Origin of the sequence: Streptomyces sp. MB09-02B, from assembly GCF_033794485.1 — a bacterium.
In the GTDB taxonomy this organism is placed as follows: Bacteria; Actinomycetota; Actinomycetes; order Streptomycetales; family Streptomycetaceae; genus Streptomyces.
Genome location: NZ_JARGEE010000297.1, coordinates 1 through 11382, shown reverse-complemented (window position 1 = coordinate 11382; position 11382 = coordinate 1). Strand labels below are relative to the sequence as shown.

General features: G+C 71.4%; 8 protein-coding genes, 1 tRNA gene and 1 pseudogene. 5 read left to right on the top strand and 5 right to left on the bottom strand.

What is annotated here, in order from left to right; genetic code table 11:
• Positions 1-339 precede the first annotated feature (339 nt).
• Positions 340-426 (bottom strand) — tRNA-Ser (locus P1P70_RS31460).
• A 179-nt stretch (positions 427-605) separates the two neighbouring features.
• Positions 606-2339, bottom strand: a complete 1734-nt coding sequence (locus P1P70_RS31455; protein ID WP_319243817.1) for a S1C family serine protease — start codon at positions 2337-2339, stop codon at positions 606-608.
• A gap of 293 nt (positions 2340-2632) precedes the next feature.
• On the opposite strand from P1P70_RS31455, the gene P1P70_RS31450 reads away from it, so the two are divergent.
• From P1P70_RS31450 to P1P70_RS31440, 3 genes are all read left to right on the top strand, one after another.
• Complete coding sequence (locus P1P70_RS31450) at positions 2633-3442, top strand: glycerophosphodiester phosphodiesterase (RefSeq protein WP_319243815.1); 810 nt, start codon at positions 2633-2635, stop codon at positions 3440-3442.
• A 353-nt stretch (positions 3443-3795) separates the two neighbouring features.
• Positions 3796-4335, top strand: a complete 540-nt coding sequence (locus P1P70_RS31445; protein WP_413471592.1) for an ATP-binding protein — start codon at positions 3796-3798, stop codon at positions 4333-4335.
• 159 nt (positions 4336-4494) lie between these two features.
• Complete coding sequence (locus P1P70_RS31440) at positions 4495-5484, top strand: DUF5926 family protein (protein ID WP_319243812.1); 990 nt, start codon at positions 4495-4497, stop codon at positions 5482-5484.
• 255 nt (positions 5485-5739) lie between these two features.
• Here P1P70_RS31440 and P1P70_RS31435 read toward each other — a convergent pair whose 3' ends face one another.
• Complete coding sequence (locus tag P1P70_RS31435) at positions 5740-6576, bottom strand: hypothetical protein (protein WP_413471591.1); 837 nt, start codon at positions 6574-6576, stop codon at positions 5740-5742.
• A gap of 55 nt (positions 6577-6631) precedes the next feature.
• Positions 6632-7297, bottom strand: coding sequence for a bifunctional DNA primase/polymerase (locus P1P70_RS31430; RefSeq protein WP_319243811.1), 666 nt, complete (start codon positions 7295-7297; stop codon positions 6632-6634).
• A gap of 514 nt (positions 7298-7811) precedes the next feature.
• Here P1P70_RS31430 and P1P70_RS31425 point away from each other — a divergent pair.
• Both P1P70_RS31425 and P1P70_RS31420 read left to right on the top strand, forming a co-directional pair.
• Positions 7812-9335 carry a PP2C family protein-serine/threonine phosphatase gene (locus P1P70_RS31425; RefSeq protein ID WP_319243809.1) on the top strand — a complete coding sequence of 508 codons (1524 nt, stop codon included), beginning with the start codon at positions 7812-7814 and terminating at the stop codon, positions 9333-9335.
• A gap of 183 nt (positions 9336-9518) precedes the next feature.
• Positions 9519-11009: an aminopeptidase P family protein gene (locus tag P1P70_RS31420; RefSeq protein WP_413471590.1), complete on the top strand. Its 1491-nt coding sequence runs from the start codon at positions 9519-9521 to the stop codon at positions 11007-11009.
• Between the two features lie 221 nt (positions 11010-11230).
• Here P1P70_RS31420 and P1P70_RS31415 read toward each other — a convergent pair.
• A pseudogene (locus P1P70_RS31415) lies at positions 11231-11382 on the bottom strand (2-(5'-triphosphoribosyl)-3'-dephospho CoA synthase); the annotation flags it as partial.

Here is an 11382-nt window from a genome sequence, read left to right as displayed (position 1 = left end):
CCGTCGTCGTCACCCGCACCAACGCCTGACGATCTTCGACGCTCAACGCAACCGGATACTTCTTCTGCGAAGACACAGCACCCCTGACGGCCGAAAGGACGCGACAGGGAGATTCTGCCCAACTCCAGCAACCAGAACGACACTTAGCCGCGACGATCTACTAGCAGGGGGACCAGGGCGGAGACGAAGGGCCAGGCGACGAAAGCTACGGATCAGAAGGTGCGCGTGCCCCTGCCGTGCCCGTTCGACCGATAACTGACAGGGAACCACGGTGATTGACGGACAGCGCACATGAGAGCGGCCCCCGACCGATTTACCTGGTCAGGGACCGTTCACCTGCGGTGGGTGTGGGATTTGAACCCACGGTGACATCGCTGCCACGACGGTTTTCAAGACCGTTCCCTTAGGCCGCTCGGGCAACCCACCTGCGCCCCGCCCACCTGGGGCGGAGCGGGTACAGCGTACCGGCTGTGTTCATGATCGCGAGATGGTGGCCCACAACAGGCCCGCGGTCACGGACGAATGGCGGCGGGGGGAGCCGAACCGTCCCCGCCCCCAGCAGACGGCTGAGGAGCGGGGACGGTGAAGGGGCGGTGAGGTGTGGGTCAGCTGTCGCCCTCGCGTTCGCCCAGGGTGACCTCCGCCGTGCGGGTCTTGCCGTCGCGGGTGTACGTGAGGGTGACCTTGTCGCCGGGGAGGTGGGTCCAGATCTCGCCGATGAGGGTGGGGCCGCTGTCGATGACGTGGTCGTCGAGCTTGGTGATGACGTCACCGGGCTTGAGGCCGGCCTTGGCGGCGGGGCCGCCCGCGGTGATGGAGTCCGCGCCGCCCTCACCGGAGTTCGTGATCTTCGCTCCGCCCGTGCCCTCCTCCAGGGAGACCGAGGCGCCGATCACCGGGTACACCGGCTTGCCCGTCCTGATCAGCTGCTGGGCCACGTTCTTGGCCTGGTTGATCGGGATGGCGAAGCCGAGGCCGATGGAGCCCGCCTGGCCGGAGCCGAAGCTGCCGTTGCTGGCGGACTGGATCGCCGAGTTGATGCCGATGACGTTGCCCCGTGCGTCGAGGAGCGGGCCACCGGAGTTGCCCGGGTTGATCGACGCGTCGGTCTGCAGGGCGCTCATGTAGGAGGCCTTGCTGCCGGAGGAGCCGTCGCTGGAGGCCACCGGGCGGTTCTTGGCGCTGATGATGCCCGTCGTGACCGTGTTGGAGAGGCCGAAGGGCGCGCCGATCGCGATCGTCGAGTCGCCCACCGCGACCTTGTCGGAGTCGCCGAGCGTCAGCGGCTGCAGGTTCGAAGGGGCGTTCTTCAGCTTGATGACCGCGACGTCGTAGCCCTGCGCGTGGCCGACGACCTCGGCGTCGTACTTCTTGCCGTTCGGGAAGGTGGCCGACACCTTGCCGCCGTCCACGGCCTCCGCCACCACGTGGTTGTTGGTGACGATGTGGCCTTCCTTGTCGAACACGAACCCGGTGCCCGTGCCGCCCTCGCCGTCGTTTCCGGACGCCTCGATGGTGACCGTGCTCGGCAGCGCCGACGAGGCCACCGCGGCGACCGTGCCGGCCGCGCGCTTGACGTCACCGCCGTTCTGGGAGGCCGAGACGGTCGTGGAGCCCGAGGAGTTGTCGTTGCGGTCGGCCAGCGTGTAGCCGATGCCACCGCCGACACCGCCCGCGACCAGGGCGGCCACGAGAATCGCGGCCAGCAGACCGCCCCGCTTGTTGCCGGCCGGCTTGGGGGCGGGCTGCTGCGTCTGCTGCCAGGAGGAACCCCAGCCGCCGTCGCCCGGGCCGCCGGGGCCGCCCGCGCCACCGGTGCCTCCGGCCGCGCCCACGTCGCCGTACGCGCCGGTGCCGTGCCCGTACGCGCCGGCGGCGGCGCCGTTGTCCGCGTACGACGGGACGGCGGGCGGCGGCGGGGGCGGCCAGGCGGCGTCGGGCGCGGAGGGCCCACCGGGCCCGACGGGCCCGACGGGCCCGCCCGGGCCGCCGGGCGCCTGTGCGTATCCGCCGCCGGGGGCCTGGCCGTAGCCACCGCCGGGCGCCTGGCCGTGACTCGCCGCGTAACCGGGTGCCCCCGTGGACACCAGCTCGGGCTGAGGCTGCTGCGTCGTAGGGGGCACCGGGGGAAGCTGCTCCGTCGGCGGGGTCGGCGGGAGCTGCGTCGTCGGGGCGTCGTCGGCGGTGGTTCCGGCCGCGGGGACCGGGGCGGCGGTCTCCGCCGGCGCCGCGCTGGGCTCGTGCGTCGGGGCCGGCGCGGAGGCAGCGGGAGAATCCACCGGCACGGGAGGTGCGGACGGGGCCGGGGGTACCGCGGTGCCCTCGTTCTCGGTGCTCACAGCTTTTCTCCTCGGTCCACGGCTTCACCTAGTAGGCGGTCGATTGTTCTTCTTGTTCGCGCGTTCTTGATCGCGTGTTCGTGATCGCGCGGTCGCACAGAGGGCTGTGCGTGAGTTTTGTCTGCGGTCAGCTTTTCCCACGAGCCGTCAGGGCACCATAAGCGGTGCCTGTGGGTCCGAGACCATCCTTTATATAGGATCTATCAGACTAATGGCGCGTACTGTACGTACGGACTCGGTCGTCCACGGTCACCACCCCCACGCGTACCCCGTCACGGTGGCACCATGACGCGGTGACCCACGCACGACAGCTCCCGATTCAGGTCGTCGCCCACCGGGGCGCCTCCGAGGCGGCCCCCGAGCACACCCTGGCCGCGTACAAGAAGGCGATCGAGGACGGCGCGGACGCCCTCGAGTGCGATGTCCGGCTGACGGCGGACGGCCACCTCGTCTGTGTCCACGACCGACGCGTCAACCGTACGTCGAACGGCCGCGGCGCGGTCTCCGCCCTGGAGCTCGCCGATCTGGCCGCCCTGGACTTCGGCTCCTGGAAGAACGGTGACGAGGCCCCCGACTGGGAGGTCACCCCCGAGGACCGGGCGGACACCTCCGTCCTCACCCTTGAACGCCTGCTCGAACTCGTGGCCGACGCGGGGCGCCGGGTGGAGCTGGCCATCGAGACCAAGCACCCCACGCGCTGGGCCGGCCAGGTCGAGGAACGGCTGCTGGTCCTGCTGAAGCGGTTCGGTCTGGACGCCCCGGAGTCGGCCGCCGACTCACCGGTGAGGATCATGAGCTTCTCGGCGCGGTCGCTGCACCGCGTCCGGGCCGTCTCCCCGACCCTGCCCACGGTCTATCTGACACAGTTCGTCTCGCCCCGGCTGCGCGACGGTCGGCTGCCCCCCGGTGTCCGGATCGCCGGCCCCTCGATCAGGATCGTGCGGAACCACCCCACGTACATCGAGCGCCTGAAGAGCGCCGGGCATCAGGTGCACGTGTGGACCGTGAACGAACCCCAGGACGTCGACCTCTGTGTCGGGCTGGATGTCGACGCCATCATCACCAACCGCCCGCGCGCGGTGCTCCACCAACTCGGCCGCTGAGCGCACGCGTTCCCACAACTCCGAACACACCGTTCTCGACAACTCCGCACACCCGCTCCGCGACAGCTCCGAACACGCCTCTCTTCACACCTGCGACGACCCCGTCCGCCCCCGGCGCCGCTCCCGCGCGGCGTTTGACGGAGGTAAGAATTCCGCCAAGGCGGCCGAACCGCGACCAAGGACAAGTCGGCATATCAGGGACGAAATTCAGCCATCCAGCTACGGGGTGTGCACCGGCGCGTTCGGTCCGTGTTCGAGCGTGAGGAGTGCGTCAGAGCACGTCGGTTGGCCGGTTTCCAGTCCAGTCCAATGGGGCATTCACACCGTGGCGTGGGGCGAAGGAGGTCTCGGGGGTGGCGTTGGTGGTGGCACAGGAGGTGCCCACGTCGTCGAGCATGGCCGTACCCCATGGCCCTGCGGGCGTGGGGGAAGCAAGGCACCGGATGCGCGATCAGTTGCGCACGGGCGGTGTGGCGGAATCGGTCATCGACGATGCCCTACTGATCCTTTCCGAACTACTCAGCAATGCCTGCAAACACGGCAGACCGCTCGGCGAAGCGCTGGCCGGCGACGGCGATGTGCGCTGCTCCTGGCGGATGGACGACTCGGGACGGCTCACGGTCGAGGTGACGGACGGCGGTGGTCCGACCCGCCCTGTTCCGTCCACGCCCTCGGTCACCGCACACGGTGGCCGCGGGCTGAACATCGTCACGGCGCTGGCGGACGACTGGGGCGTGCGGGACGACGCCCGCGGCGAGGTCACGGTGTGGGTCGTCGTCCAGGACGACGTCTACCGCGCCCACCGCCGGGACGATTTCGCCACCCGCGTCGTCGCCCCCTCGGTCTCCCTCCCCGACCTGGACTTCGCGGACGCGTTCGACGACATGGACTGACCGGGCCGGACCCGTCCGGCCCCGCGGCCGGGCACATCCCGGCCCGAACCACCGGTTCCGGGACGACTCGGTGCGTTGTCCACAGGGTCCCGTCGGTCGTCGTACGAGCGGCTAGGCTCGCGCGAGTACGAGACGAGCCGTGATCGGGAGACACCCACGATGGCCAAGAAGCGACCCCACACGAAGGCCAAGCGCCCGCAGGGCACCGGCGGAGTCGGCGCCGCAGGCGCTGATGGGCAGGTTCCGGTTGTCGGCGCGCGCGAGCAATGCCCCTGCGGCAGCGGCCGCCGCTACAAGGCCTGCCACGGCCGGGCCGCCGCCCAGGCCGTGACCGAGCTGGTGCAGCGCCCCTTCGAGGGCCTGCCCGGCGAGGGCGACTGGATCGCGCTGCGCGAGCTGGTGCCCGCCGCCACCGTCGAGCTGAAGCTGAAGGACGCGCTCCCCGAAGGGGTCCCGTCGGTGACGCTCGCCACCGTCCTGCCCATGGCGTGGCCCGCGCTGCGCCGCGACGACGGCTCGGTCCTGCTCGGCCTGCAGAACGACACCGCGTCCGGTGACATCAGCCGCGACCTCGCCGACACCCTGCAGCGCGCCCTCGTCGCCGAGCCGGGCACTCCGGTTCAGGGGCGGCGCGCCCCGGCCGACGGGCCGCGGCTGCAGGACCTGCTCGACCCGGAAGGTGAGTTCGAGCCAGTTGTACACACGGGCTTCGAGTTCTGGGTCCCGGACACGGAGAACGCGACTCCGGAGGTGACCGCCTCCCTGGAGCGCGCCAACTCCGCGGCGATCCCGACGGTGAAGCTCGCGGGCGTCGACGCGGCCTACTGGTGCGAGACCCCGGAGAAGAACCACCTGCGCTGGGTCATGCCGCACGCCGAGGAGCGGCTTCTGGACGCGCTCGCCCGACTGCACGCGGCGGGGCGTTCGAGCCTCGGCGAGGGCACTCGTCTGGTGGGCTCCTTCCGTGCTCACGGACTCACCGTGCCGGTCTGGGACCTCCCCAGCGGGGTCGGCGCGGACGACATCGAGAAGCCGGCGGCCGAGTTCGCCGAGCGGCTTGCCGGCGCCCTGGCCGACGAGTCCCCGCTCACGCCGGAGGAGCGCCGGGCGCGCGGTGGTCTCACCAACCGACAGGTCACGCTGAGCTGACATGGGCTCCCGCGCCGAGGGGGCGGTCGGCCGACCGAGTGCGTTCGAAGTGTGGTGACTCCTGTCACAACTCCCCTACGTGACAGGCAAATTCGTGTCCGAATAGCCGAGATCGAATTTGCGAAGCGCCGATCTCTTGTTACGGTTCCATTAGCCCGGTTGCTGGTGCATCCCCCGTCGCCAGCAACCGGGTCTTTTCATGCCCGGGTTCCGGAGCGGCCCCACTGGACGGAAACCCCTCGGACGTCAACGCCCTTACGAGCGGCCCGAGTTGCTCCCTGAGCGCAGCAGTAGTGGCCCCTCGCCCTCCGGCGCGGCGAACTCCGCGACGGCCGTGTACGCCCCCGTCCCGCCCCGCGTGCGCTCCCTCGGCGTCTCGCACACCCCCGGCTCGTCGTGCGCGCCCACGGCGCAGTGGATCCGTACGGTGTGCCCGCCGGGCGCCATCATGCTGAGGATCGAACTCAGTTCACGTCCGGTGGCGTTGCGGTAGTACGTGCGGGCCCAGGTCCGGTCGCCCTGAGTGAGGACACATGTCTGCGCCTCGATGCCGTCGGGGGAGGTGAGGTCGGGGCCGCAGCGGGCGGCGGTGGCGAGTCCGAGGCCGAGCAGCCGCGGGGAACCCTGGGTGTCCTCCGGTGCGTCGGCGTCGTCCGCGGCCCTCGTGTCCGGCCCGTCGGCACCGCCCGCCTTCTGATCGGAGCGGCCGGCGGACTTCTCGACGTCACCGCCGGATCCGTCCGCGCCTCCGGCGCCACCGGCATCGCCGTTGTCGCCCCCGGGGCCGAGGCCGGTGGCAACGCCGACGCGCCCGGCGGCACGCTCGAGTTCGGAGGTGGGCGCCCGCTCCGTGGTGGAGGCCCGCTCGGGGCTGGAGGCGCGCTCGGACACGGGGACGTCGCCGAGCGGGCCGGCGGAGGCGACGAGGGGGAGGCCGAGAGCGACCGCGACCGCGGCGGTCAGTCCCGCGAGGCGGAGGCGGCGCGGATCCGGCCCGCCGCGCGCCGACTCGGGTGCTCTGTGGCTCCGGGGTGGGGGAGCGCTGTGACGGCCGCGCGACGGGGCCCCGTGGCCCCCGGGAAGACGCTGCATGTGCGGAAGATAACGACCGACCGGGGGCGCCCGGCCCCGCGCGCGCCGGGCGGGCTCAGAACTCGGGCGCGCTCACACCCGTACGAGTGAGGGCGTCGACGACCGCGTCCACGACCGCCTCGACGTCGGGCACCCAGGGCGCGGCCGAACCGGGCAGCGGCGCCCGCTCCCAGCGGATCTGGCCGTGTCCGGTCTCGGAGGGGGGCAGGGCGAGATAGCCGCCCTGGCTGTGGAAACGCAGCGAGCCGGGGACGAAGTCCTTGGCGTAGAGCAGCTCGCCCAACTGCTCCATGGAGTACGGCGCGACGAGGATCGCCCACCGGTGCGGGGCCGCGACCACGGGGCCGAGACGCATGCCGGTGCGGTCGAGGGCGGCGAGGGCGCGCGACGCGGCCAGGGCCGGCAGGCTCACCGCGCAGGGGGCGGTGCCTCCGGTGGCCAGCACGATCGGCGCGGTCGGCCGGTTGGTCCACCACCAGCGGACCATGCGCTCGTCGGTGGTGGCGGCCAGCAGGCCGGGGTCGAAGGGGTGAGCGCCGGGCACCACGCACTCCGGGTCCGGGCAGCCGCAGCGGGCACGCCCCTGCGGGTCCGGCGCCACCCCCGGGAGTACGGGCCACTGCCATTCCGTCGCGAACGTCAGGGCCTGCTCAAGAAGCTCGGGCCTCCCGCCGTTGCGCTTGGACAGGAGCCTGCGTCGCTTTCCGGGGATCTCGCGCATGAGCGCTCGTCCTTTCCGTTGCACGCATGGCAACACCGTGGGTCACATCACAACATGTGTCGTTCACTGCACTGTGCGTACCTGCTGGCGCATCACACCCCTGTCGCGGACAAGGGGAACCCCTGCGGGCCGAGCTCGGTTACGTCCGCGTCCCTCGCTTGCGTCGACTTGCGTCTGTCAAAAGCATGGGCATGGCGTAGGGGTGGCGGCGCCTGGCGTTTTGCTGTTCCGCAGTGTGCTCGCCGCCTCCGCCACGGGAGGATGGGGCTCGGTCGTCGGTGGATAGGACGCCCGGGTCCGTCGCCAGGTTCCGGGTGGCCTCCGCCGCCCCTGGCCTTCACCGGGTACGTACCCATCACGACCGCTGTGACGCTCTGTTGAACAAGGCCAGTCGACCTCAATACACCGTTCACCACAACACTTTTAGGCCAACTTAGCTTTCTCCAAAGGACTGGACAAGGAGCCGGCAGTCGTCCAACAACGCCTCACGGACACCAGATATCCCAGCAGGACAATGCTGGACATCCCCTCACGAGTGCGTGTACATGTGGAGACACTGCTAGCGGCGCAGAATGACATGGGGGTTTGCGATGCTTTTGAGCAATACGCACCGGTCGGAAAGCCGGACACCATGAACGCCCCTCACCCTCCGAAAGTGGCTGGAATCGATTCAACGGTTCCCTCTCCCGCACACACTGTCGCGCCCGCGCCCGCCGCCACGAGCACCTCATCGGCCGCTCCCGCCACAGGACCGGGCACCGGCCCCGGGGCCGTTCTCCAGGACAGACTCGCGGGCTGGGTCTCGGACCTCACGACGCTGCACGAACTCACCGAACGTCTGACCCGCACGGACGCACTGGGCAGCGCCCTTACGGAACTCCTGCACGCCGGAGCCGCCCTCGTCGGCGCCCGCCGGGGTCTCGTCGTCCTGGAACCGGCCGACGGACTCGGCCCGGACACCACGATCGGCCTCGGTCTCGGCCGCGCCGACATCGGGCACATCGAGACCGTGCCCCGCAGCTCGTTGCCGTATGGCCGCATCCTCGACGGACTGCCCGGCGGCGACGGCGAGATCGCCCAGCCCGACCTGTTCGCCGAGGACGGGCTCGATCCCCGCCACCGCGAGGTCGCGGCCCGGCTCGGATACGCGGCGAGCTACGCGCTGCCCCTGTCCACCGAGAAGGCCGGGCGGCTCGGCGCCGCCGTCTGGCTCTACGACGAGCCGGCGGAGCCGGTCGAGCGGCAGCGGCATCTCGTCGGGCTGTACACGCGGTACGCCGCCGAGCACCTGGCACGGCTCGTGGAGGTCGAGCGCACGCGCACGTCCATGGCGACCATCGCCGAGGAACTGCTGCCCTCCCGGCTGCCCCGCGTCTCGGGCGTCCAGATCGCCGCGCGGCACCGCACCGGGCCGCGCGGGGGCGGCGACTGGTACGACGCGCTGCCGCTGCCGGACGCCGCGCTCGGCCTCGCGGTCGGCTCGGTCACGGGGTCGGGGCCCAGCGCGGTCGCCGCGATGGGACGACTGCGGGCCTCGCTGCGCGCCTACGCCGTGATGGAGGGGGAGGACCCCGTCGCGGTCCTCTCCGACCTGGAGCTGCTCCTGCGGCTCACCGAACCGGCCCGCTCCGCCACCGCGCTCTTCGCCTACGTCGAACCCGCGCTGCGCAAGATCACCCTGGCCGGGGCCGGGCACAGTCCGCCGCTGCTGATCGGCGAGCGGCGCACGGAGTACGTGGAGACGTCCCTGTCCGCGCCGCTCGGCATGCTCGCCTGCTGGGAGGCGCCCAGCGTCGAGCTGACCGCCGAGCCAGGAGAAACCGTTTTGCTCTACACCGACGGCCTCCTCCAGCGCACCGGCGAGTCCGTCGACCGCGCCTTCACCCGCCTCCACGCGGCCGCCGCCGGTGTCCCCCGGGCCCTGCGCACCGACCCCGGCGCCCTCGCCGACCACATCCTCCGCACGATGCTCCCGAACGGCCTCGACGAAGCGGACGGCACGGAGGACGTGGTGTTGCTGGCGGCGCGGTTCGAGTAGGGCGACCAGGAGCTCGGCGGGCGTCGGGTCGCGGACCTCGGTGACGCTCACCCGCGCCGTCGGCGGGGCTCTTCGCTGCTTGGCGTGAGGGGGTCGTGACCTGTCGTGAGCAGTGGTCGCGGGCCCCTCGGCGTCGTACCGGCGACCGTACGATGGACGGGGTCCAGTGCCGTACCTAGGAGGATGACCGTGGCGGACGAGCTCGAGCCGGCGATCCCGGAGACCGAGGCGACCGAAGCCGAGGAGCCCATCAAGCAGCGCAAGAACGGCCTGTATCCGGGCGTGTCCGACGAGCTGGCCGAGAGCATGAAGTCGGGCTGGGCCGACACCGAACTGCACGGCCTGGAGCCGATCGCCCAGGCCGCCGAGACCGCCGCCCGCCGCGCCGCGCTCTCCGCGCGCTTCCCGGGCGACCGCCTGGTGATCCCCTCGGGCAACCTGAAGACCCGCTCGAACGACACCGAGTACCCCTTCCGGGCGTCGGTCGAGTACGCCTACCTCACCGGCAACCAGACGGAGGACGGCGTCCTCGTCCTGGAGCCCTCGGGCTCGGGCGAGGGCCACGACGCGACGATCTACCTGCTGCCGCGTTCCGACCGGGAGAACGGCGAATTCTGGCTCTCGGGTCAGGGCGAGCTGTGGGTCGGCCGACGCCACTCGCTGACCGAGTCGGCCACGCTGTACGGCATCCCCGCGGACGACGTGCGCGAGCTCGCCGACAAGCTGCGCGAGGCCACCGGCCCGGTCCGGGTCGTCCGTGGCTACGACGCCGGCATCGAGGCGGCCCTCACGGACAAGGTCACCGCCGAGCGCGACGACGAGCTGCGGGTCTTCCTGTCCGAGGCCCGGCTCGTCAAGGACGAGTTCGAGATCGGCGAGCTGCAGAAGGCGGTCGACTCGACCGTGCGCGGCTTCGAGGACGTCGTACGGGTGCTGGACAAGGCCGAGGCCACGTCGGAGCGCTACATCGAGGGAACGTTCTTCCTCCGTGCCCGGGTCGAGGGCAACGATGTCGGCTACGGCTCCATCTGCGCCGCCGGCCCGCACGCGACCACCCTGCACTGGGTCCGCAACGACGGTCCGGTCCGCTCCGGCGACCTGCTCCTGCTGGACGCGGGCGTCGAGACGCACACGTACTACACGGCCGACGTGACCCGGACCCTGCCGATCAGCGGCACGTTCAGCGAGATCCAGAAGAAGATCTACGACGCGGTGTACGACTCCCAGGAGGCCGGCATCGCCGCCGTACGGCCCGGCGGCAAGTACCGCGACTTCCACGACGCCGCGCAGCACGTCCTGGCCGAGCGGCTGGTCGAGTGGGGGCTGGTCGAGGGCCCTGTGGAGCGGGTCCTGGAGCTGGGGCTCCAGCGCCGCTGGACCCTCCACGGCACCGGGCACATGCTCGGCATGGACGTCCACGACTGCGCCGCCGCGCGCGTCGAGTCGTATGTCGACGGGACGCTGGAGCCGGGGATGGTGCTCACCGTCGAGCCCGGCCTCTACTTCCAGGCCGACGACCTCACCGTCCCCGAGGAATACCGGGGCATCGGCGTCCGCATCGAGGACGACATCCTGGTGACGGCCGACGGCAACCGCAACCTCAGCGCGGGGTTGCCTCGCCGGTCGGACGAGGTCGAGCTGTGGATGGCCTCGTTGCGGGGTGCGCGGGGCTGAGGGGCCGGTTGTTCGACCGCGGGTGCGTGGGGGCTGGTCGCCCAGTTCCCCGCGCCCCTAGAAGCATCAGGCCCCTGCGCCCCTGAAAAGGCGGGGGCGCAGCCCCGTCTTTTCAGGGGCGCGGGGAACTGTGCGACCAGCCCCCACCGGACGGACGTCTGGGGGTAAAAGGTGCGCAGCCCCTTACGGGTGGGACGGGTAAGGGCGGCGGGGGCGAAACCCTACGCGGCCACCCTCGCGGCAGCGACAGGCAGCGCGTCCACGAACAACGCGCCCGCCAACAGCGACCCACTCCCCCGAGGACTCCACCTCCGCTCCTGAAGATCCACGTCGAACGCCACCAACGCCGCCCGCCCCTCCGACGTCCCCGTAC

Coding starts and splice junctions, on each gene's coding strand:
- P1P70_RS31420 (WP_413471590.1), top strand. CDS start 9,519: ATGACCGTGGCGGACGAGCTCGAGCCGGCGATCCCGGAGACCGAGGCG.
- P1P70_RS31425 (WP_319243809.1), top strand. CDS start 7,812: ATGCTGGACATCCCCTCACGAGTGCGTGTACATGTGGAGACACTGCTA.
- P1P70_RS31430 (WP_319243811.1), bottom strand. CDS start 7,297: ATGCGCGAGATCCCCGGAAAGCGACGCAGGCTCCTGTCCAAGCGCAAC.
- P1P70_RS31435 (WP_413471591.1), bottom strand. CDS start 6,576: ATGCAGCGTCTTCCCGGGGGCCACGGGGCCCCGTCGCGCGGCCGTCAC.
- P1P70_RS31440 (WP_319243812.1), top strand. CDS start 4,495: ATGGCCAAGAAGCGACCCCACACGAAGGCCAAGCGCCCGCAGGGCACC.